This is a genomic window from Ruegeria sp. AF5, assembly GCF_056541905.1.
Genome location: NZ_JBQFYZ010000002.1, coordinates 242,278 through 265,273, shown reverse-complemented (window position 1 = coordinate 265,273; position 22,996 = coordinate 242,278). Strand labels below are relative to the sequence as shown.

21 protein-coding genes are annotated in these 22,996 nt (G+C 57.9%); 10 read left to right on the top strand and 11 right to left on the bottom strand.

Going from position 1 to position 22,996, the window contains the following annotated elements; all coding sequences use genetic code 11:
- Positions 1-107: 107 nt before the first annotated feature.
- The 4 genes from ACR0DS_RS04795 (at position 108) to ACR0DS_RS04780 (ending at position 2,325) form a co-directional block, all read left to right on the top strand.
- Positions 108-530: a DUF2852 domain-containing protein gene (locus ACR0DS_RS04795; protein WP_480558102.1), complete on the top strand. Its 423-nt coding sequence runs from the start codon at positions 108-110 to the stop codon at positions 528-530.
- A 66-nt stretch (positions 531-596) separates the two neighbouring features.
- Positions 597-1,028, top strand: a complete 432-nt coding sequence (locus tag ACR0DS_RS04790) for an RDD family protein (RefSeq protein ID WP_209596678.1) — start codon at positions 597-599, stop codon at positions 1,026-1,028.
- Between the two features lie 75 nt (positions 1,029-1,103).
- The gene (locus ACR0DS_RS04785; protein ID WP_480480490.1) at positions 1,104-1,928 is read left to right on the top strand and encodes an arginyltransferase; all 825 of its coding nucleotides are present in this window, start codon (positions 1,104-1,106) and stop codon (positions 1,926-1,928) included.
- Between the two features lie 7 nt (positions 1,929-1,935).
- Complete coding sequence (locus ACR0DS_RS04780; RefSeq protein WP_480558104.1) at positions 1,936-2,325, top strand: VOC family protein; 390 nt, start codon at positions 1,936-1,938, stop codon at positions 2,323-2,325.
- Between the two features lie 134 nt (positions 2,326-2,459).
- Here the strand turns inward: ACR0DS_RS04780 and ACR0DS_RS04775 are convergent, their stop codons facing one another.
- The 3 genes from ACR0DS_RS04775 to ACR0DS_RS04765 form a co-directional block, all read right to left on the bottom strand.
- Entirely contained in the window at positions 2,460-4,814 is a 2,355-nt protein-coding gene (locus ACR0DS_RS04775; RefSeq protein ID WP_480480486.1) for a TRAP transporter large permease, read from the bottom strand.
- 17 nt (positions 4,815-4,831) lie between these two features.
- Positions 4,832-5,758 carry a TRAP transporter small permease subunit gene (locus tag ACR0DS_RS04770; RefSeq protein ID WP_267363848.1) on the bottom strand — a complete coding sequence of 309 codons (927 nt, stop codon included), beginning with the start codon at positions 5,756-5,758 and terminating at the stop codon, positions 4,832-4,834.
- A 122-nt stretch (positions 5,759-5,880) separates the two neighbouring features.
- On the bottom strand, positions 5,881-6,963 hold the full coding sequence (locus tag ACR0DS_RS04765; RefSeq protein WP_267363846.1) for a TRAP transporter substrate-binding protein: 1,083 nt from the start codon (positions 6,961-6,963) through the stop codon (positions 5,881-5,883).
- A 245-nt stretch (positions 6,964-7,208) separates the two neighbouring features.
- Between ACR0DS_RS04765 and ACR0DS_RS04760 the strand changes: the two genes are divergently transcribed.
- Together ACR0DS_RS04760 and ACR0DS_RS04755 are read left to right on the top strand one after the other, a co-directional pair.
- Positions 7,209-8,642: a cache domain-containing protein gene (locus ACR0DS_RS04760; protein ID WP_480558106.1), complete on the top strand. Its 1,434-nt coding sequence runs from the start codon at positions 7,209-7,211 to the stop codon at positions 8,640-8,642.
- Positions 8,639-9,286: a response regulator transcription factor gene (locus ACR0DS_RS04755; protein WP_480558108.1), complete on the top strand. Its 648-nt coding sequence runs from the start codon at positions 8,639-8,641 to the stop codon at positions 9,284-9,286. Before ACR0DS_RS04760 ends, ACR0DS_RS04755 begins: the two co-directional genes overlap by 4 nt.
- Positions 9,287-9,390: 104 nt before the next feature.
- Here ACR0DS_RS04755 and ACR0DS_RS04750 read toward each other — a convergent pair whose 3' ends face one another.
- Positions 9,391-10,236, bottom strand: a complete 846-nt coding sequence (locus ACR0DS_RS04750) for a HalD/BesD family halogenase (protein ID WP_480558110.1) — start codon at positions 10,234-10,236, stop codon at positions 9,391-9,393.
- A 114-nt stretch (positions 10,237-10,350) separates the two neighbouring features.
- Entirely contained in the window at positions 10,351-10,587 is a 237-nt protein-coding gene (locus tag ACR0DS_RS04745) for a hypothetical protein (RefSeq protein WP_209596746.1), read from the bottom strand.
- 69 nt (positions 10,588-10,656) lie between these two features.
- Here ACR0DS_RS04745 and ACR0DS_RS04740 point away from each other — a divergent pair, with 69 nt between their 5' ends.
- The 3 genes from ACR0DS_RS04740 (at position 10,657) to ACR0DS_RS04730 (ending at position 14,070) form a co-directional block, all read left to right on the top strand.
- Positions 10,657-12,408: an acetolactate synthase 3 large subunit gene (locus ACR0DS_RS04740; RefSeq protein WP_480558112.1), complete on the top strand. Its 1,752-nt coding sequence runs from the start codon at positions 10,657-10,659 to the stop codon at positions 12,406-12,408.
- A gap of 68 nt (positions 12,409-12,476) precedes the next feature.
- Positions 12,477-13,037, top strand: a complete 561-nt coding sequence (gene ilvN, locus ACR0DS_RS04735) for an acetolactate synthase small subunit (protein WP_209503637.1) — start codon at positions 12,477-12,479, stop codon at positions 13,035-13,037.
- Positions 13,038-13,350: 313 nt separating this feature from the next.
- Positions 13,351-14,070, top strand: coding sequence for a helix-turn-helix domain-containing protein (locus ACR0DS_RS04730; protein ID WP_480558114.1), 720 nt, complete (start codon positions 13,351-13,353; stop codon positions 14,068-14,070).
- Positions 14,071-14,079: 9 nt separating this feature from the next.
- Here ACR0DS_RS04730 and ACR0DS_RS04725 read toward each other — a convergent pair whose 3' ends face one another.
- The 4 genes from ACR0DS_RS04725 to prfB form a co-directional block, all read right to left on the bottom strand.
- The gene (locus ACR0DS_RS04725) at positions 14,080-14,865 is read right to left on the bottom strand and encodes a DUF2189 domain-containing protein (protein ID WP_480558116.1); all 786 of its coding nucleotides are present in this window, start codon (positions 14,863-14,865) and stop codon (positions 14,080-14,082) included.
- Between the two features lie 22 nt (positions 14,866-14,887).
- Complete coding sequence (locus tag ACR0DS_RS04720) at positions 14,888-16,288, bottom strand: amidase (protein ID WP_480558118.1); 1,401 nt, start codon at positions 16,286-16,288, stop codon at positions 14,888-14,890.
- A gap of 102 nt (positions 16,289-16,390) precedes the next feature.
- Positions 16,391-17,095, bottom strand: coding sequence for a M50 family metallopeptidase (locus ACR0DS_RS04715; protein ID WP_480538082.1), 705 nt, complete (start codon positions 17,093-17,095; stop codon positions 16,391-16,393).
- 1 nt (position 17,096) lies between these two features.
- On the bottom strand, positions 17,097-18,224 hold the full coding sequence (gene prfB, locus ACR0DS_RS04710; RefSeq protein ID WP_480558120.1) for a peptide chain release factor 2: 1,128 nt from the start codon (positions 18,222-18,224) through the stop codon (positions 17,097-17,099).
- Between the two features lie 77 nt (positions 18,225-18,301).
- On the opposite strand from prfB, the gene ACR0DS_RS04705 reads away from it, so the two are divergent.
- Entirely contained in the window at positions 18,302-19,132 is an 831-nt protein-coding gene (locus tag ACR0DS_RS04705) for an aminoglycoside phosphotransferase family protein (protein ID WP_480558122.1), read from the top strand.
- Here the strand turns inward: ACR0DS_RS04705 and ACR0DS_RS04700 are convergent.
- Positions 19,126-21,615: a penicillin-binding protein 1A gene (locus ACR0DS_RS04700; RefSeq protein WP_480558124.1), complete on the bottom strand. Its 2,490-nt coding sequence runs from the start codon at positions 21,613-21,615 to the stop codon at positions 19,126-19,128. The genes ACR0DS_RS04705 and ACR0DS_RS04700 overlap by 7 nt on opposite strands.
- Positions 21,616-21,709: 94 nt before the next feature.
- The gene (locus tag ACR0DS_RS04695) at positions 21,710-22,930 is read right to left on the bottom strand and encodes an N-acetylmuramoyl-L-alanine amidase (RefSeq protein WP_480558126.1); all 1,221 of its coding nucleotides are present in this window, start codon (positions 22,928-22,930) and stop codon (positions 21,710-21,712) included.
- Positions 22,931-22,996 lie beyond the last annotated feature (66 nt).

Below are 22,996 nucleotides of genomic sequence, written 5' to 3'. Positions count from 1 at the left end.
CCGGATTGCTTAATGTAAATCTTTTTCACATTACCCCTTGCACCCAACCAAACGATACCCCATCTATGCAATGTGAATAGAGTTTACATCAACCCTGGAGAGCTCAAATGACCGCATTGTCCGACCCCGCCGTCCCCGCGAATCCGGGATGGCTTTATCGAACCGAAGCCTGGCTGGACGACAAAGGCAAAGGGGCCTGGATCGCCGCCATGGTTCTTGGATTTATCTTCTTCTGGCCCGTTGGCCTTGCCCTGCTGGCCTATATGATCTGGAGCAAACGCATGTTCAGCAAATCCTGCAACCGCCGCAAATCCTGGCACAGCCACATGAGTGCAATGAAGCCCTCGGGCAACAGCGCCTTTGACGCCTACAAAGCAGATACACTGGCCCGCCTGGAACGCGAACAACAGGATTTCGAAGCATTTTTGCGCCGCCTGCGTGACGCCAAGGACAAGGCCGAATTCGACCAATTCATGGATGAACGCGCCCGCGAGAACCATGACGAAGAAGGCAAGGGCGAGCCCGCCTGATTGACCTTGCCCTGCCCCGGTGTTTCGGGACAGGGTGCCCCCACCCCAGTTTTTCGGACCTATCGAATGAACCATCTGCCCAACCCGGACACCCAACCCGATTTCTATCGTTCCGTGACAACCAAACGCTTTGTCGCCTGGCTGTTCGATATCGCCTTCATTTCGCTGCTTTGCACGGTGGCAATCCTCTTTACTGCGTTTCTGGGTCTGTTTTTCCTGGCCCTGATCTACGCCGTTGTCAGTTTCGTCTACCGGGTGGTGACCATCGCCAACGGCTCAGCCACGCTGGGTATGCGCTTTATGGGGATCGAGCTGCGTGACGCGTTCGGAGAACGAATGGACCTGGGCAAGGCGCTTGCCCACACTGCCGGCTATTTTGTCAGCATGGCCTTTCCCGTGGTCCAGATCATCTCGGTCATCATGATGATGACCAGCGCCCGTGGCCAGGGTCTGACCGACAGTTTTCTGGGCACCGTGATGATCAACCAACGGGCCTGACGCAAGGTTGCGTGAAACACTTGGCGGTCTCGGGAACGGTTGCTATCATCCCTCCCGAGGTTGGATGGGGATTTCATGCGACATACGCTGCCAATTGCGCCACAATTCTATGTCACGGCACCGCAGCCCTGCCCTTATCTTGGCGGCAGGATGGAACGTAAACTGTTCACCGCCCTGCAAGGCGAAGGGGCTGAACAGCTGAACAACTCCCTGTCTCAACAAGGATTTCGCCGGTCTCAGAATGTACTCTACCGTCCTTCGTGTACGGATTGCGCAGCCTGCCTGTCGGCCCGGATCGATGTTTCAGCCTTCCGGCCGACCAAAAGCCAGAAGCGCGCAGCAAGGCGGAATGGTTACCTGGAACGCCGCGCAACCTCGCCATGGGCCACGGATGAGCAATACGAGCTGTTCCGCCGTTATCTTGATACCCGTCACGCCGATGGCGGCATGGCTGACATGGATGTTTTCGAATTCGCCGCGATGATCGAGGAAACACCGATCCGCAGCCGCGTTGTGGAATATGCCGATCCTGAAACGGGCGAGTTGATCGCCGTCAGCCTGACCGATGTGCTCGATGACGGGCTAAGTATGGTCTATTCTTTCTACGACCCGGAACAGCCGCAAAACTCACTCGGCACCTACATGATCCTCGACCATATCGACATCGCACGTGAGGCGGGCCTGCCCTATATCTATCTGGGGTACTGGGTCCCCGGCAGCCCCAAGATGGGCTACAAAGCCAAGTTTTCAGGGCTCGAGGCCTATATTCAGGGGGGCTGGCAAAAAATCAGCGATCCGGATGCCTATACCGGCACATCGCATCACCCCTTGTCGGCGCCGCCAATCGCCGAACAGGTCGCCAATATCCAGCTCCCTGACCGGCACCCGACCAAAGGCTGACCGCGCGATGAAACAAAGCCTGCATGCCGTCACCCTTGTGGTGCCGGATTACGACGACGCCATCTTGTTTTATACAAAGACGCTCAGCTTCCAACTTATCAAGGACATCGACCTCGGCAATGGCAAGCGCTGGGTTCTGGTCGCGCCTCCCGGTTCAGACAGCGGCTGCCTTCTTCTGGCAAAGGCTGACGGACCTGAACAAACCGCCGCCATAGGCAACCAGACCGGCGGGCGCGTTGGGTTCTTCCTGCAAACCGATGATTTCTATCGCGACCATGCGAACATGCGCGCCAGGGATATCCACTTCGAAGAAGAACCCCGCCAAGAATCCTATGGCGTCGTCGCTGTCTGGCGTGATCCCTTCGGCAATCGCTGGGACCTGATCCAGTTCACCTGATCCGCATCTTCATCTGGCTATAAGTATCCCGGGGATGAATTGGCCGCAGGCCAAGAAGGGGCTGGCCCCTTGCCCGAAATAAACAGAAAAGGGGGCCAGCCGGCCCCCTTTGCAATATTCTCTTCCGGATCGGATCAGTTTGGCATCAGGTCCGGAACGATCGTGACAATCGTCGGGAAGAACCACAAGATCGCGATCCCCATCACCTGGATCAGAACAAACGGAACGATCCCGCGATAAATATGACCTGTTGTGACCTCTTTCGGCGCAACCCCTCGAAGGTAGAACAACGCAAACCCGAAAGGTGGCGTCAGGAACGACGTCTGAAGGTTCACCGCCACCATGATCGTGACCCATTTCGGATCGAACGAGCCGCCATAGATCACCGGGCCCACGATGGGGATCACGATGTAGATGATCTCGAGGAAATCCAGCACGAACCCCAGAATGAACAGCACCAGCATCACGATCAGGAAAACCGTGAACTCGTTGTCAAAGCTCTTCAGGAATTGCTGGATATAATGCTCCCCTCCGAATGAAATGACCACGAGGTTCAGCAACTGCGATCCGATCAGGATGGTGAACACCATCGAGGTCACTTTGGCTGTCTCACGCACCACCGGGGTCAAAACACCGCTGGAATAGAGCACCCAGCATCCGTACAGCAGCCCGAACAGGGCGTACAGATAGGCCGCATAAGCAATGATGAAGGCGATCCAGGTTTCCACCGTCACACTGCCTTGATTGATACGCAGGTCAAAGTTGACCCCCATCAGCAGTGCAATGACAACGGCGAAGGTCGACCAGATGACCACTTTGCCCGAACGGCCCTGATCCTGCAGCTTGCGATAGGCCGCCAGCATGATCGCGCCACCCGCGCCCAGCGCAGCCGCTGGTGTCGGATTGGTGACACCTCCCAGGATCGAGCCCAGCACCGCTATGATCAGAACAAGCGGCGGGAAGACCACGCGGATCAGATCGTTTGTGGCACAGCGGGCCGCAGCCTCTTTGCAACCATACATGGCCAGCGCGAACGGCAGGGCGAGCAGCACGAAAGTCACGCCAGAGGATGTGGTCGGCGATATCATCAGGATATCGACCAGTGCCATCAGCAACAGCCCGATCGCGCCAAGGATCAGCGGCTGCGGTGACCGCGACGGTGCGATACCACGGCCGAGAACCAGGGTCAGACCAAGCAGAACAAGGGTAACCGCCACTCCAGTGCCGATCGGCGCCGCGTCGGCAATCCTTTTTTGTTGTTCAGCAGCCAGTTCCTCTTCTGTCAGGCGATGCGCTTCGGTTGTGCCGCCAGCGGCATCAATGGCCTCCTGCTCGGCAACAGCCTGATCCCAGGCAACTTGCCCGTGCAGATCGATCATCGACGCCTTGCACTCTGCCGAAACGTTGGTCCTCAGCGACGCACCCTCGCCGATATCCGAGAAGGCCGAGACCGAGATATTCTGGCTTCCGATCACACCGACATTGCCCAAAAGGACCGCACCGACGATCAGGGCTACAGGCGCACCCAGCAACCATGTCAGGCCTTCTGACCGCGTAATGGGTTCCCCGGAACCACCGGACACAGCCACAGCGGGCGCTTTGTGTGGATTCAGCAATGCATAACCAAAGGCATAGAGCGCATAGAGCAGCGCCAGCATGATCCCTGGCAACAGCGCAGCCTGGAACAATGTCCCGACCGAGACAACCGCAGGCTCACCCAGATAGGTCAGCGCGTCGGTACAACCGGCTTCAACAGCCCGGGTTTCCTGCGCTGTCGAATACAGATCCCCCGCCAATGTGCCCAGCAGGACGATCACGATCGACGGTGGAATGATTTGCCCCAAGGTGCCCGATGCCGCGATCACACCGGTCGCCAGTTCCGGCGAATAGTTGTTGCGCAACATGGTTGGAAGCGCCAGCAGGCCCATCGTCACAACGGTCGCGCCAACGATACCGGTCGAAGCCGCCAGAAACGCCCCCACAACCACAATTGACACGGCCAGACCACCCGGAAGCGGGCCAAAAACACGTGCCATCGTCGTCAGCAGATCGTTGGCAATCTTTGAACGTTCCAGCGTGATGCCCATCAGGACGAACATGAGCACGGCCAGAAGGGTCTCGATGGATTGCCCGGCCAGCACGCGCTCGTTCATTCGGTTCACGATGAACGACACGTTGCGGTCCAGCGCGGTTTCCCAGCCCGAGGCAAAAACAGGTTCGGCGAGCCTTGGCAAATCCGGGTATCGGAACACGGATATGGTGTCCGGCTTGATCCCGGAGTTCACAAGGTCCCGATAACTTTGCGATCCGACGTCAATCGCCTGGTGGATCAGCAACCCCGCGCTGTCCAGCGCGGCGATGATGCCAAAGGATATTATCCCTGCCCCGCCGATGGCAAAAGCCACCGGAAAGCCGGAAAGAATGCCCCCGAAAAGGCAAAAGAATACGATAATGAGGCCTATCTCGACGCCATCAAGTCCGAATAGCATTGTCTTTGTCTCCGCCCTTAATGCGCGCCTTCATAGGCTTCTTCACCCTCACCAAGGCTGTCCTTGTCGAGGTATTTTCCAACGCTGTCCGGTCCTTCCACGTATTCCAGATACGACCGGTACAAAAACGCGATGGCGTGCAGGAACACCATGGCTGCAAACGCCACCAGCAGGATCTTGAACAGGAAGTAAGCATTGAACCCGTTGGGGCTGAACCCGATGGTTTCCACGTTCCAACGCAGGGCGCGGGATTTGGCAACCAGACGGTCCAACGCATCACTGGCGGAAGGGTTCGGCACGATCAAGTGACGCCACAGGAAGAACCAGCCGTACATCCAGGTCAGCACCGCCATTGGCATCATGAACAGCAACGCGCCGCACATATCGACCACACGCTTGGCGCGGTGGCTGATACCGGCATAGATCAGATCAACGCGCACATGCCCGCCCTGCACAAATGTGTAGGTACAGCACAGGCAGACGACCATGGCGTTATACAGTTTCAGCTCTTCCGCGAACCAGCTGATATCCATCTGGAACGGTATGCCCAGACCGAAGGACATATCAGGACGGGTAAAGACCCGTTGCATGAATACGATGACAATTTGCTGAATCACCATCAGCAGCCCCGCCCAGGCAAAGAACCGCCCGGTGGTGTTTGCAAAACCTTCAAGGCCGCGCACGATGGCCCACATGAAGTTCCGGTAATACAACCCGACGGCTGTCAGAACCAAAAAGAAGGTGAACACCACAAAGAAGAACTCGACCGAACCGCCGTAATACACAAAGCGCATGATCGACGCCTTGTCAGACCAGTCCAGCCAGAGCTGCGGATGCGTGATCGCATATCCGAAATTATAGAAGGCTTCGGCAATGTTCTGAATGAACCAGACCAGTCCATTCCACAGGGCGCCGAAGAACGAGATACCGTTTTCGTCCTGCATGTTGTCCCCAGGTCGTCTCAGTTGCGCGCAGGCCTATTGTGGCTTGCCCAAGTCCTTTCACGCAACGGGAAAGGTTTCCCCGCAAGGTGCGGGGAAACCGTTTTTCCTTTGATCAGGAAGGATTAGCCGCGAACACGGTCACGCTGTGCGGTGTAGACACCCGACGACAGGTTGTTCCATGCCGACGAAGCCGCCATCGACGGCATTGCGCTGTCGTGGATCTTCTTGAACAGCTCATCGCCCATGTTCTCGTCCAGAACTTCCTGGCTGGCCTTGCCGAACGCATCCCAGACACTGTCAGGGAATTCCAGGACCTTGACACCACCGGCCTGCAGGCGCTGCAGCGCTGCACCGTTGTTGGCCAGGAATTGCGCCAGGTTCCACTGGTGTGCTTCTGCGGCAGCAATCTCGATGATCTTCTGCTGGGCCGGTGTCAGTTCATTGAACACGTCGCGGTTGGTTGCCAGCGACAGACCTGCGCCTGGCTCGTGGAAGCCCGCGGTGTAGTAGGTCTTGGTGATTTCCTGGAAGCCCGCCTTTTCGTCGGCCCAGGGTCCGATCCACTCGGTTCCGTCAATCGCGCCAGACGACAGCGCCTGATACACTTCGGAACCGGGGATGTTCTGAACAGACGCGCCCAGTTTGCCCAGTGCTTTGCCGCCCAGACCGGGCATACGGAACTTCAGACCATTGAAGTCTTCGGGGCTGTTGATTTCTTTCGAGAACCAGCCGCCCGCCTGCGCACCGGTGTTACCGGCCAGGAAGGACTTCAGGCCAAAGATTTCGCCCAGCTCATCATGCAGCTCCATACCGCCGTCATGATAGTACCAGTTCACCAGTTCCTGCGCGGTCATGCCGAAAGGCACAGCCGTAAAGAAGGCGTAACCTGGGTGCTGACCCACAAAGTAATAGTCAGCGGCGTGATACATGTCGGCCTGACCGGACGACACCGCGTCAAACACCTCGAACGCGCCAACCAGTTCGCCTGCCGCTTTGATTTCAACATTCAGGCTGCCATCCGACATGGCGTTGATGCTGTCGGCACAACGCTGTGCGCTGTCAAACACGCCAGCCAGACCACGACCCCACGAGGTCACCATGGTCAGTGTGCGCTGTCCCTGTGCATAGGCCGGAGCCGCCAGAGCGGTTGCTGCAGCTGCCGAACCGCCCAGCGCGGATTTTTTCAGAAATGAACGACGATCCATATGAGTGTTCCTCCCCTTCATAGTCACGATCCGGCAGAACCGGACCTGTCGCATTCAGTGCGCGTCAGCCTAATGTGAGCGAAGCGAAAGGGAATACCTACTACTGCGTAGAGAATCGATTTCTTTTGGGGATGCGGTGAAATTTCCGAACGAAAACTCCAACAAAAACGGCCCAAACACCGGAATTTCACAGACCAACGCCAATCTTTTTGCATTTTTGACGCCGCTTGCGTATCGATTCGTCCATGCAAAGACTTCGACATCTGGTCTCGCTGACCTATGCGCAGAAACTGTCGCTGGTGGCCGCAATCCCGCTGGTTGTGGCCGTGGCCGCAATCGCTGTGCTTGTAGCCTATGAGGCGCGTGCGACCGCCGAGCGCGAGATCGAAGCCCTGGAGCGCAGCCTGATCGAGGCCAAGAAAGAAGAACTTCGCAACTACGTGACGCAGGCGCGAAATGGGTTTGCCTATATCTATGGCCGCGCTGAACCGGATGACGAGGTGTCAAAGAACCTTGTCTCGCAGATTCTCTCGGCAATGATCTATGGGCAGGACGGGTTCTTTTTCGTTTACGATTATGATGGCAACAATCTGGTCAGCCCCCGTCAGACACAATTCATCAACCGCAACTGGGAAGGTCTGACCGACAGCGATGGCACACCTATCGTTGACGAGTTCATTCGCCTCGCCCGTCAGGGAGCCGGGTGGCACAGCTTCATGTGGGAAAAACCCTCGACCGGGGATGAGGCGCAGATGATCGCCTATGTCGTCGGGTTGCAGGACTGGCGCTGGGTCGTGGGTACCGGGGTCTTCATTGACGACATTGTCGCCACGGTCGCCAACGCAAGGGCCGAGGTTGAGACCCGCGTGCAGCGCACCTTCATGTATATCGGCGCCATTGTTGTTGCTGCGGTTCTGATTGTTTTTGCTTCGGGCATGTTGCTGAACATTCGCGAGAGACGGTTGGCGGATGCCAAGTTGAAAGAACTGACGCAGCGTGTCTTCGACGCGCAGGAAGAGGAACGCGGCCGGGTTGCCCGCGAACTGCATGATGGCATAAGCCAGATCCTTGTGGGGGTTCGCTATGCGCTGGACAATGCGCGCCGCCGGCTGTTGCGCGGCGATGATGCAGGCGCGCGCGATCCGCTGGACAAAGGCATTGACCATCTTCGCACCGCTATCACCGAGGTGCGCCGCATCAGCCGCGACCTGCGCCCCGGCGTGCTGGATGACCTTGGCCTTGGACCTGCGTTGAAGGCTCTGACCGACGATTTTCGCGAACGAACCGGGATCGAGACCGAGTTTTCCACCGTCGTATTCCGCAACCGGCTGGATCAGGACAGCAAGATCGCACTCTACCGCATCGCACAAGAGGCGCTGACAAATATCGAACGCCACGCGGATGCCTCTTATGTGACGATTGACCTGCGCGGCCACAAGAAAGGCGCAACCATGCGGATCACCGACAATGGCCGTGGGTTGCGCGCAGAATCCGGGACCCCGACCACCGGCATCGGTCTGCGCAACATGCAGGAGCGAATTGAGCAACTTGACGGATCGCTGCGTATTCTGTCATCACGCGGACCGCGCGGCGGTACGGTAATCGAGGCCAGCCTGCCGCTGAGCCACCTGTTGCCTCCGCAGGAAGACGCAACTCCGAACCGAAAGGCCGGTACATGAGCGCCAAAAACATCCGAGTTCTTATTGTCGACGATCATCCCATGGTGGCCGAGGGCATTCAGTCGATCCTTGAAAGCTACGACGATATCGAAGTGGTTGGAACACTCGGCAGCGGTCAGGCCGCGGTTGATCAGGCGGTTGGCCTCGCCCCGGATGTCATCCTGATGGACCTGAACATGCCTGGCCTCGGCGGACTCAGCGCCACGGAGATCATTCTGGAACGTCTGCCCGATACGCGCATCCTGATCCTGTCGATGCATGACAGCCCCGAATACATTTCGACCGCGCTCAGCCACGGCGCAAAAGGCTATGTTCTCAAAGATGTCCCAACCGAAGAGATCAAGCAGTCCATCGATGCGGTCATGCGGGGTGAGCAGTATCTGTGCACAGGTGCAAGTGGGTCCCTGAAACCCAAAGGCGACAACGCACGCGAGGCGCTGACTGGGCGCGAGCAAACAATTCTGCTGGAACTGGCTCAGGGCAAATCAAACAAAGAAGTTGCGCAAAAGCTGGATATCTCGGTGCGAACGGTTGAAACGCATCGCAAGAACATCAAGCGCAAACTGGGAATATCCTCGACCGCCGGGCTGACCCGCTATGCGCTGGAACATGGCATGCTGCAAGGCACGGGGGTCGGCTTCTGATCTTTGCGCAACCGCAGCGCGCAGCGCTGCCCGGCCCAAGCAGATAAGACGCGCCACAGGCGCGTTGACGACGGGCGGGAGCCTTGACCTCCGGTAGTGCCCCTTCAATCCAGCAACTGATCTTTTCGCAAACCCGCACGCTCATAATGGTGTGGCAACACGCGTCCATAGAGCTGCTGCGTCCGTTCGATCCCACCACACATGCCTTCGGCCTCGACAAATGAAAAGATGCCCACATACCGCCGCCGCGTGCCCTTGACCGGGGCGACCCTGTGCAGGGAATAGCGGCCTTTGAATATCTGCAAATCCCCAGGTCGCAATTCCAGCCGATGAACACGCGCCGTGTTTCCATCCAGAACCGAAGCGACCTGATCGAAATTCTCATCCTCGGCTGAGCGCAGATTGGGCGCGTATTCGAATGCACCGCCCTGCTCGCCATTCTGGATCGCCAGTGTCACGGTGTAGTTGTTGGTGTCGAAATGCCAGGGAAAGCCCTGCCCCTCTTCCACGACATTGATGATCACGTCTGCCAATGGATCGTCGTAACGAAAGAAGCGGTCCTCAGGCTCATCCAGCGCGTCCCGAATGAAGGGAAGAAATCCGCTAAACTCGTAAATCCTGCGCAAAGGACCGGAATGCGCAAAATTGTCGGCAGGAACAAACGCGTTCGAACGGTCATAGAACCGTCTGATCGGATGGGCGGCGTCGAACCGTAGGTCGTCTTTGGTGAAATAGGCATTTGTTCGATTGAAAGACCGGTGTGCATTGGGCGCCACCTCATCTGCCTCCTGCACCAACAGCTCGATCCCCTGCGCATGTGCGAAACCCGGTAGAACCGCACATCCGTCCTGTTCCAACTCGCGTCGCAAATCCCCGATCAATCGCCTGTAAGCTGGCGAATCCGGGCGATCGATCGGATACCGCCCCAGATCTACCAGGTCCTGTAACATGCTCTGCCTCCCTCGTTTGCGCACACAAGGTCAGCGTGACCCAGACAAAACGCCGGATCATGCCAGTTTCAGACATCGGCCTGCCGCATTCAGACCTTCATAAATGTCCCGCCCTCAGGAGAACGACCGCCCTTTTCCCGGAAATTCCGGGCATGCGGCAATCTGCGCAACAAAATTTCGCAAAATACCGCCATTGAGATAGAAAATTGGTAGATTTGCCTGTTGACGCTCCTCCCCCCCGACCATAATGTCCCCTGCAAGCAAAAAGGAGCCTCTGGCGATGAGAACGCTAGTCGTAATCGTAGGAACCACGCGCATGGGCCGGTAACGGTAAACCATAATCGAACCCATGCGCCTCCGAAAATTCGGGGGCTTTTTTTTGTCAAACGCAAGACACATGTCGCGAACGGAGCAAAGCAGATGACACGTGAGATGACCGGCGCAAAGATGGTGGTTCAGGCCCTTAAGGATCAGGGCGTGGACACGGTATTCGGATACCCCGGTGGCGCCGTCCTACCGATCTATGACGAGATCTTTCTGCAAAACGACATTCGCCACATTCTGGTGCGTCACGAACAGGGTGCGATCCACGCCGCCGAAGGCTATGCGCGGTCGACCGGTAAGCCGGGTGTTGCGCTTGTTACCTCTGGTCCCGGTGCCACAAACGCCGTTACTGGCCTGACTGATGCGTTGCTGGATTCGATTCCGATTGTGGTTCTGACCGGGCAGGTCCCGACCTTCATGATCGGATCGGATGCCTTTCAGGAGGCCGACACCGTTGGCATCACCCGCCCCTGCACCAAACACAACTGGCTGGTAAAGGACACGAATTCGCTGGCCGAGACGCTGCACGAGGCCTTCCATGTGGCCAAGTCGGGCCGTCCCGGCCCGGTTCTGATCGACATTCCCAAGGATGTGCAGTTTGCCACGGGTGAATACAACAGTCCCAAACCTTCGACCTCGCATTACCAGCCGGTGCTGAAAGGCGATCTGGAGGAAATCAACGAGCTTGTTGCAGCCATTGAAAAAGCCAAGAAGCCGGTTTTCTATACGGGCGGTGGCGTCATCAACTCTGGCCCCGCAGCCAGCCAGTTGCTGCGCGAGTTGGTGGATTCCACGGGCTTCCCGATCACCTCAACCCTGATGGGTCTGGGTGCCTATCCGGCGTCGGGCGAAAACTGGTTGGGGATGCTGGGGATGCATGGCCTTTACGAGGCGAACCTTGCGATGCATGGCTGTGACCTGATGATCAACATCGGCGCACGGTTCGACGACCGGATCACCGGGCGCATCGACGCGTTCTCTCCAAAGTCGAAGAAAGCCCATATCGATATTGATCCGTCTTCGATCAACAAGGTCATCCGTGTGGACATCCCGATTGTCGGCGACGTGGCGCATGTACTGGAAGACATTCTGAAGGTGTGGAAGTCACGCGGGCGCAAGACCGATGCGGCAGCCGTCAAGAAATGGCAGGCGCAGATCTCCGAGTGGCGCAAAATCAACTGTCTGTCCTACACCAACAGCGAAAAGTCGATCAAACCGCAACACGCGCTGCAACGTCTTGAAGAGCTCACGAAAAAGCATGATCGCTATATCACGACCGAGGTTGGGCAACATCAGATGTGGGCGGCACAATATCTTGGGTTCGAAGATCCCAACCGCTGGATGACATCGGGCGGGTTGGGCACGATGGGCTACGGCTTCCCGGCTTCGATCGGTGTGCAGATGGCTCATCCTGACGCGCTGGTAATCAACGTCGCCGGTGAAGCCTCTTGGCTGATGAACATGCAGGAAATGGGCACGGCCGTTCAGTACCGCCTGCCGGTCAAGCAGTTCATCCTGAACAACGAACGCCTCGGCATGGTCCGCCAGTGGCAGGAACTGCTGCATGGCGAGCGGTATTCGCATTCCTGGTCCGAAGCCCTGCCCGATTTCGTCAAACTCGCAGAGGCGTTTGGCGCCAAAGGTATCCTGTGTTCCGACCCCGCCGATCTGGACGATGCGATCATGGAGATGATTAACTACGACGGCCCGGTCATCTTCGACTGTTTGGTCGAGAAGCACGAGAACTGCTTCCCGATGATCCCGTCGGGCAAGGCACATAACGAGATGCTGCTGGGCGAGGCCGAGACGCAGGGCGTGATCGACAGCAAAGGTTCGGTTCTGGTCTGATACCGTCCGAGGATTACCGCCGGGCGACCGTTGCGCCCGGCAAACACAGGATGATGAAAGGGACATAAATGTCTGCCCTACATATCAAAAAAGGCTCCAACCGCCATTCGGCCTATAACCTACGGCCTACTTTTTCGGACGTGCAGGAACGCCACACCATTGCCGTGCTGGTCGAGAACGAACCCGGTGTCCTGGCCCGTGTGATCGGTCTGTTCTCGGGGCGCGGATACAACATCGAAAGCCTGACCGTGGCCGAGGTGGATCACACAGGACACCTGAGCCGCATCACCATTGTCACCACCGGCACACCGCAGGTGATCGAACAGATCAAGGCGCAGCTGGGGCGGATCGTGACTGTCCATGACGTGCATGACCTGACGGTCGAAGGCCCTTCGGTTGAACGCGAACTGGCCATCATCAAGGTCGTGGGTGAAGGCGACAAACGCGTCGAGGCGCTGCGCCTGGCTGACATCTTCCGTGCCAATGTGGTCGACAGCACCCTGAACTCTTTCATCTTCGAGATCACCGGTGCGCCGGACAAGATCGACGCTTTTGCTGACCTGATGCGCCCGTTGGGCCTGATGGAAATCGCCCGCACCGGCGTGGCGGCCCTGCTGCGCGGCGACTGAACAATATACCCGCCTTGGGGCTTTTCCTGCATCCAAGGCGGGAGCACATCTTTGAGTTGGTGGGCATTTGCAAAATCAACCCACACGTCCTTCTATGCGCTAAATTTGCCATAGGGTAAGCTTTTCCGGGTAAAGATTAGGCATTTTCAGATAAAGCCCATTGCCATTGCGCTTTATGGCATTAGCCTCAACGCGCAACGCGACGTGGGGATACGTTGCTTGGGGTCAATCTGTACGATTTTTCAATGCGCGCCGGGGCTTGGTTCCAGTGCTGCGATGGTTTTTCAGGAAACTTAGCAAGGCGTGGGCATCCATGATCGACGACATTCGCAGCCCGGCTGAACTTCGCGCTATGTTTGGCGCGAATCTGCGGCAACTGGCACGAAGGTATCGGTCGGTCTCGGCACTGTGCCGCAAGCTTGGCGTGAATCGGACGCAGTTCAACAGGTATCTTTCGGGCGAAAGTGTTCCACGGCCGGATGTTTTGGATCGCATCTGCCGGTTTTTCGACGTGGATGCGCGCATCCTCCTGAAGCCCCTGGACGAAATTGAAAAGATCGAGGACCACCCCGCAGCGGCGGCCTTGACTGAGTTTCTGGGATCAGGTGTGGACATGATCGCCAGAACTGCGTTTTCTCCGGGGTTTTATGCCGTGATCGAAAGCGTCTCGGCCTCGCACCGCATGACCTTGCTGCACGCCCGACCACTGGCCCAATGCACATTGATACGCGGATATGTCTCGCGCGCCGCGATGCCCGAAGCAACGCCGCAGGCGCGCGAAATACAAGGGATCGTCGCCTGCACCGGCAGTTCCGTCTATATGCTGACCTCTCAGCGAGCGGGTCAGAACAGCCGCGTTTATATGATTTCACCCGATCCCACGGGAACAGCGGTTCAGTGGCGCGGCACGGTCATAAGCCCGGCCGCCCCTGAGGCACCGGAACCCGTGGTTCTGAAATATCTCGGGCACGATGCAACGGCGATTTTCGCCGCTGCGCGCTTGTCGACCAACAATCCGGCACAGTATCCCTGAGCGGTTTTCTCAGGACGATGTGCCCTCCCCTTCGACTTGGGTGATTTGCCTATACAGGTGCCAACTGGCATGGCCTAACAGTGGCAGAACCACCAAAAGGCCCAGAAACCAGGGCACCATGGCCAGGAACGTCAGAACAGCGATGATTACCCCCCAGGCAAGCATCACCGGAAAATTCCCGGACACATAGGTAAAACTTGCAATCATTGCCGTGACAAAATCCAGTTCGCGATCCAGCAGCAGTGGGATCGACAATACGGTGATCATATAGAGAACGGTTGCGAATACCGCCCCAACCACCGTGCCCACAGCCAGCATTGTCAGGCCATTCGCCGTCAGAAAGACCTCAAGCGAGGATGACACGTTAGTCATCGTGGCCAGCCCAAGGAACAGGGCAAAGATCATGTGCCCCAGGAAAAACCAGAACAGAAACACCACGACGATGACGGCGCAAATCGACGGCAATTGCCGGCGGCTTTGTTGCAGCACGACACCAAAGATTGCACCAAGATCCAGCGGTTCGCCCTGTTCCAGCCGGTGCGACACCTCGTAAAGGCCAACAGCGGCAAACGGGCCGATCAGTGGAAAGCCGATAGCTGCCAGAACCAGCCAGAAGGTTGTACCAGTCTGGATGGTGACCCATGCCATCGCCCATCCCGCAAGCACGTAGAACCCGGCAAAGATCAACCCGAACTGCGGCGCGCGCCGAAAGTCGGCCCAGGCGCGCTTCAACGCTGTGCGCAGCATGGCTGTATCTACCGGACGCATGTCCGGAACGCCAAATGGCTTTTCCATTTAGTCTCCTCCCTGATCGGCGTTATGACATCGCCGGCCTCTTGTTAGGCCAGTCGGTTTCGGTGTGATACGCCGCCCCGACCGACAGTAATTTCTGATCCGATCCTTTTGGTCCAAACAGTTGAAAGCCCATGGGCAGGCCCTGCACACCAAACCCGGCGGGCGCGGCCAGACAAGGCAAGCCAATCAGGCTGACCGGTACCGTGACATGCATCCAGCGATGATATGTATCCATTGCGCGGTCCGCGATCCGGGTGGGGTATGGCGTTTCGATCCCAAACGGCCAAACCTGTGCGGATGGCAGGACCAGGGCATCAAACTGCTCGAACAGTTCCGCCGCGCGCCGGAACCATTCTGACCGAATTACGCTGGCGTGATGCACGTCCATGGCACTCATCGTCAGACCCCGGTCCAGCTCCCACTGGGCTGTGTCTTTCAGATGGTCCCGTCGTTCAGCCAAAGGTTCCAGCCCTGCGGCGACAGTCCAGGACCGCAGGGTGATCCAACTGGTCCATAACCGTTCGGCATCGAAAGGCGGGGCGACATGTTCAACACGCGCGCCCCGCGCTTCGAACACCTTCAACGCATCCCGGCACAGCTCAAGGATTCCGGCTTCAACTGGAAAGGCCCCGCCCCAATCGCCCAGCCAGCCAATGCGCAGCCCGTTCAGATCTGCTGCGACAACCGGGGAAACCGGTGCATATTCTCCGACCAATGGCAGGCGCGGATCGGGCCCCGAGATCACGTCGAGCAGGATGCCAAGATCTTCGGGACTGCGCGCCATTGGACCCAATGTGGACAGCTGATGCAGGAAACTATCGCCGACCGGATCAGACGGCACACTGCCCCAGCTTGGGCGAAAGCCGTAAACATTGTTCCAGGCCGCCGGGTTGCGCAGGCTGCCCATCATGTCGGACCCGTCGGCCAATGCGACCATACCCGTCGCCAAAGCCACTGCTGCCCCACCTGATGAGCCGCCGCAGGTGTAACTGGCGTCATACGGGTTGCGCGTCGCACCATAGACCGGGTTGAACGTGTGCGAGCCCAGCCCGAATTCCGGCGTATTGGTCTTGCCGATCAGGATGGCGCCCGCGGCCCGCATCCTGGCGGCAATCAGATCATCCCTGTCAGGGACGGCATCCCTGAAAACAGGCGATCCGTGCGACGAAACAATACCTGCCACATTGACCAAATCCTTGACCGCAATTGGCAGGCCGTGCAGCGGGCCAGTGACAGGGCCGCTGTCGCGGGCCTGCGCTTCGGCCATCAGCTCGCCCTTGTCCCGCAGCGCCACGATGGCGTTCACGTCACCGTTGACTTTGGCAATGCGATCCAGCGTGGCCCGCATGACTTCTGTGGCCGAAACCTGCCGGGTAGCCAGTTGGTTCAGAAGCTCTGTGGCAGATATCCGGGTCAGGTCCATAACACGCCAGTCTGTTGTTGGTCTTCAACAGCCTAGCGAGCGGTTCACCTCATTTAAACCCACTGTTTAGATGTATCTTTTCTTGTCTCACAAACAACAGCATCACAACGCTCTGCGGTGCAATGGCAGGTTGCTGTCCCGGCCCAACCAATACCGTAGACAAAGGGCAATGGCGCCACCACTCAACACCAGCCAGACCCCACCCCACAGCATCGCGGTGCCGCCGAATTCCTCGGCCAACAGGAACGCGTCCGAGCGTGCGCCGGATCGTCGGATGGTGTCATCAAAGATATCAAACGGCACGTAGATCATGCTGGTCAGCCCGACAACGCGCAGCACCAGATCACTGACCTCGTGGCTCATGAACCACGCTGTCGCAATCATTGCCGCCCCGACGCCTGCGCAAAACAGCAAGGCGAAAGCATCGCGTATGTACAGCAGTGCGATCAGACACATGATTGCGCCGAAAACAGCCAAAACAGCCCGGTCAGCATTTGTCCTCAAGGCAATGATCAAAAGCGCAATACCAAACACAAGCGAGCCGAGATAGCCGGCGGACAGGCTGAGAAACCTGCTGCCGCCCCGGCCGATCACCATTCCGCCTTGCTGGGGTGAGATCGTGAAACTCTCGACCGAGCCGCCAGTCAATAGGATTGTCACGGCATGAGACAGCTCATGCAGAAAGACAACCAGAATTTTTAGCGGAACAACAAACGGCGTGTTCCAGAGCGCAAAGACCAGACCGGTGATCAGGATTAGCTGCCAGTGCCCTTTCAGCAGGTCCGGAAAGGAACGCTGGCGTGTCACCTTAGCTGTCGCCCTGCGCCTCGGATCGGCTTTTGCCTGCCACGTTCAGGGCCAAGGTTGCCGCCATGAATCCGTCCAGGTCCCCGTCCAGAACCCCTTTGGTATCCGAGGTTTCGTGATTGGTTCGCAGGTCCTTGACCATCTGATAGGGCTGCAAGACGTAAGACCGGATCTGGTTGCCCCAGCCCGCATCGCCCTTAGCCTCGTGCGCCGCGTTGATATCCGCGTTGCGGCGATCCAGTTCCTGCTGGTACAGGCGCGATTTCAGGGCTTTCATGGCAATATCACGGTTCTGGTGCTGCGACTTTTCCGAGCTGGTCACAACAATCCCGGTCGGGATGTGCGTGATCCGAACAGCCGAGTCGGTGGTGTTCACGTGCTGGCCGCCAGCCCCCGAAGAGCGGTAGGTGTCGATGCGAATATCGGCCGGGTTCACCTCGATCTCGATATTGTCGTCGACCACCGGATAGACCCAGACCGAACTGAAAGACGTATGGCGCTTGGCAGCCGAGTCATAGGGCGAGATCCGCACCAGCCGGTGCACGCCGCTTTCCGATTTCAGCCAGCCATAGGCATTGTGACCGGAAATCTTGTAAGCTGCGGATTTGATCCCCGCTTCTTCGCCCGGTGTCTCGGATTGCAGCTCGACCGTGTAACCCTTTTTCTCGGCCCAGCGCACATACATGCGCGCCAGCATCGACGCCCAGTCGCAGCTTTCGGTTCCCCCCGCGCCCGAGTTGATTTCGAGGAACGTATCATTGCTGTCGGCCTCACCGTCCAGCAGCGCCTCAAGCTCTTTTTTGGCGGCTCTGGCTTTCAGCGTCTTGATCGCGGCTTCGGCATCCTGAACGACTTCTTGGTCTTCCTCCATCTCGCCCAACTCGATCAGTTCGATATTGTCGTTGAGGTCGGTCTTGATGGATTCATACGTCTCGATTGCATCGACCAGCAACTGCCGTTCGCGCATCAGTTTCTGCGCATTTTCAGGGTTATCCCAAAGGTTGGGGTCTTCGACGCGCGCGTTGAATTCTTCAAGGCGATGCGGCGCGGTTTCATAGTCCATACGCTGCGCCAGCAGCTCCAGTGACTTTTTGATATCCGCCACGATGTTCTGGGTTTCGGCGCGCATGGTCTTGTCCCAACTTGCTCAATCAGGCCTGCGTGATAGCAAGAGGTGCGAGACACCACAAGACAGGCTGGACCTGAATGCAAAACACAGTCGAAGAGTTTCTGGGCAGATGGGATTTGCACTTTCCTGAACTGGTTGCGGACACCGGCCATGCAAGAGTGTGGAAAGTACAATCCAATTGCGGCCCGGCTGCCTTGAAGCTTTATCGCAGGCAAGATCGCGGGAACGAAAAACCGGGCACAAACTTGTTGGTCGGGTGGCGCGACAGGGGCGCTGTTCGGATTTTGGAAGAGGCACGGAGCGCCGTACTGATGGAGTGGTTGGATGGACCATCTCTGGGAGATATCGCCCGCGCGGGCAGGCCCGAAGAAGCCGTCAAGACACTTGCGGAAACAGCAGCGTGTTTGCACGCAGGGGACCCGGTCAGCGCCACTGGAATGAAACCCTTGCAACAGGTGTTCGCCCCCTTGACTGAATGCGCCTTTGCGGCCGAGTGCCCTGCCCAACTGCGTAACGCGGTGAAGTCAGCGATTGCACTAAGTGAAGACCTGTTAGACAGCCAACCTTCACCCGTACCTCTTCACGGGGATTTTCACCCAGACAATGTCATTATGACACTATCAGGACCCCGGATCATCGATGCAAAAGGTTATCTAGGCGATCCCGCTTTTGAACTGGCCAACGCGTTGCGACACCCTAAGGGAATGCCGGATCTTGTGCGCCAACCCCTGCAAATCGAAACCTGTCTGTCGGAGTATTCCAAAGCAATGAGTGTTCCACGAATACGGCTGGCTCAATGGGCTGCCGCGAAATGCGCATTGTCCATCTACTGGCGATCTGACGGCCCGATCTGCGGTGACGCAGAAGCTGATCTACTAAACCTGTTTCTGAAAGCGGCCGGTCAGTAAAGCCCACCGGTGCTCAGGTCCCCTTGGGAAGCTTTCGGTCCAACGGTCACGGTCTCGCCCGTTGACGTCTGAACCTGAACCCCCGCGCGCTGGACTTCTTCAAACAATGGCAGGTCCGATCCGATGGCAAAACCACCATCATAGACACGGTCGATGAAACCATCGACACCGTCGCGGAAGAATTCGGCCACGACATAGTCACCGGTGGCATCATCGGGCAGACGGGCCCCGCTGAAGCGGTCGATCTTGATGAAATGGCCGCCTTCGGGCACTTCGAACGGACCGCCGCCGTATTTCTCGACCGCTTTTTCCATGAAGCTCTGGAACACAGGGCCGCACAGCGTGCCACCATAGGCCCCACGTCCCATCGGACGCGGTCGATCATAACCGATGTAGCAACCGGCCACGATGTTCGACGTAAAGCCGATGAACCACGCATCCTTGGAGTCGTTGGTGGTTCCGGTTTTGCCCGCTGTTGGCACGGGCAGATTCACAACGCTGGATGCCGTCCCGCGATCGACCACACCCTTCATCATCGATGTCAGCTGATAGGCGGTGATCGCATCCATGACCTGTGCGCGATCCGTGACAAGGGTGGGCGATTCATCTGGTTCCAGCCAGGTCGAGTTACAGTCCAGACACTGACGGTCATCGTGGCGATAGATGGTTTTTCCGAACCGGTCCTGAATGCGGTCGACCAGAGTGGGTTCCACACGCTGGCCGCCATTGGCGAACATCGCATAGGCCGCGACCATCTTGTAAAGCGTGGTTTCCTCGGCCCCCAGCGAGTTGGCCAAGAATGCGCCCATCCGGTCATAGACACCGAACCGTTCCGCATAGCCCGCAACGACAGGCATTGTAACTTCCTGCGCCAGACGGATGGTCATCAGGTTCCGCGACTGTTCGATCCCTGTGCGCAAAGGAGTTGGACCGTAGAATTTGTTGGAAGAGTTCTTGGGGCGCCACAGCCCCTGCGGCGTGTTCACTTCGATCGGCGCATCGACGACGATGGTCGCGGGGCTGTATCCGCTGTCCAGCGCAGCAGCATAGACAAATGGCTTGAACGACGATCCCGGCTGGCGCTGTGCCTGTGTGGCCCGGTTGAACACGGTGTCCTGATACGAGAACCCGCCCTGCATCGCCAGAACACGACCCGAGTTCACGTCCATCGCGACAAAGCCGCCTTGTACCTCGGGCACCTGGCGCGCCGACCATTGCCCATCTTCACCCGCAACAACAAGAATGACATCGCCGCGCTTGAAGTTGGCCGCAAAATCACCCTGCATCCATTTGATGTCCGCGCGCGGGATAGACCCATCGGCAGGACCTTCTTCGACACCAACAGTCAGTTGCTGGTCGGTCACGCCCAGAACCACGGCGGGATACCAACGGGTTGGCAGAATAACGTCGCGCGGAATTTCCATGGCCGCCAGCGCCTCGCGCCATTGCGTCTCATCCGCCAGTTTTTCTTCCGGGATCACGTCACCTGTTCCGCGCCATTTGCCACGGGACCGATCATATTTCTCGAGCGCCTCGCGCAGGGCACGTGCGGCCTCAACCTGCATTTCCTCATCCACCGATGCACGCACGGTGAAACCCCCGGTAAAGAACTCGCCTTCACCAAAATCTTCGCTCAGCTGGCGACGGATTTCATCGGTGAAATAGTCGCGGGGCGGCAGGGCCGTACGGAAGCTTTCAAAATCTCCGTTCTGGACCGAGCGCAGAGGCAATTCGACCTCGGCCTCATAAGTCGCCTGATCGATGTAACCGTTCTGCTGCATCTCGCGTAACACGTAATTGCGCCGGGCCAGAAGGCGCTCTTTTTGCCAAACGGGGTGGTAATCTGACGGCGCTTTGGGCATGGCAGCCAGCATGGCGGCCTCATGCGGGGCAAGTTCCTGCAGGGTCTTGTTGAAATAGGTCTGCGCGGCGGCAGTCACACCGTACGAGTTCTGGCCCAGAAAGATCTCGTTCATATAAAGTTCGAGGATCTGTTCCTTGTCCAATGTATCCTCAAGCCGAGTCGCAAGAATGATTTCCTTGATCTTACGCTCGGCCCGGCGGTCACCGGAAAGCAGAAAGTTCTTCATGACCTGCTGCGTGATGGTTGATGCACCGCGTACGGTTTCGCCCTTGGTCCGCACTGCCTCGACCCCGGCGGCAATGATGCCGCGCGGGTCATAGCCCTGATGGTTGTAGAAATTCTTGTCTTCCGCCGAAATAAACGCCTGCTTCACCAGATCCGGGATTTCCTCGGATGGCGTAAACAGGCGGCGTTCCTGCGCGAATTCATCAATCAGCTTGCCTTCACCCGAATAGATCCGGCTGATCGTGGGTGGTTTGTACTGTGCCAGTGACTCGTGGCTGGGCAGGTCGCGCCCATACATCCAGAACACCGCGCCGATCACCAGCGCGGCCATGAAAATACCCAATGTCACGAGGCTGAAAATCGCCCCGAAAATCGAAAGAATGAACCGGATCACGTTACTGCCTTTTTTTCGCGGTGCTGCATATATAGTGATGCGCCGCCCAAGGGTCAAAACACCGAGCGTATTCTAGCCGTTTTGCGCCGCAAGGTCACTGACCAATAAGGGATTTGCGGATCACATCCTGCTGGCGCCAATCCTCAAGCCCCCGATGAATTCCCAGCGCCATTCTTGCACGCCAATCAGGATCTTTGAGGTTCTTCAGGTCTCTGGGACTGGACAGAAATCCAAGCTCGACCAGAACCGACGGGATGTCCGCCGCCTTGAGTACTGAAAAAGATGCGGTACGCAAGGGTTTGCCGTTCATCGGCCCGCCTTGTTGTGCCAGGCCGTTTGCGATGGCCTTGGCCAGCGCGCTTGTGCGTGGCATCGTTTCCTGACGGGCCATGTCCAGCAGAACATCGGTGACCTGATCATCCGCCCCGTTCAGATCGATACCGGAAATCAAATCCCCGCGGTCGTGCCGTTCCGCCAGCTTCGCACTGGCCACATCTGAGGCATCGTTAGACAGGGTATAAACCACCGCGCCATGCGCCCGCCCTTCGGACAGGGAATCAGCGTGCAGCGAAATGAACAGGTCCGCACCGGCCCGGTGCGCCAGCGCAATTCGGCGCTCCAGCGAGACGAACTGATCGTCGACCCGTGTCAGAACCACCTCGTACCCGCCTGATCTTAGAAGGATTTCGCGCAGCTCACGCGCGAAAGTCAGCATAAGGGTTTTTTCATCAATCGCGTCAGTCTCGGCCCCCGGATCAATGCCTCCGTGGCCCGGATCCAGCATGACACGCAAGGGTCGGTCGGCACTGCGCACCGCGGCTTGCGGCACATCCGCCGGTTCCGGCAGGTCCCAGCCCGGGTTTCGCGGCGCACCCGCCGAGGCGTTGAAAGCATCGAAATCCGTCCCCTTGAGGTCGAGCGACAGCAATGCGGCCCCCGAATCCTCTGCCACCGACAATTCTGCTTTCGTCACTGCCATCGGCGCACCCAGTTCCAGCACCAGACGTGACCAACCCGGAACATATGCGCCAAACTGCACACCGCTGATGCGATCGGATTGCAGGAAATCTTCGCGGGTCAGCCCGGCCCAATCCACTTCGTTGAAGTCCAGAACCATACGGTAGGGATCCTGCAAGGTGAAAATCCTGTAGGGAACGCCCTGACTGAGGGCGATGTCCACCCGAACACCGGTACGCCCGACATCCGTAATACGGCTCTGGTCAGGCTGGACACGCGCCAACGCGCTGAAATCCTGCGCAATGGCACCACCAGCCAACGCCCAGAACAGCGCAATGCTAAAGAAGATCCTGCTCATGGCCTCAAGTTTTCCCGAGATCGTTTGTCGGTCACCCTATACCACAAGGGGCGGTTTGTGAACGGC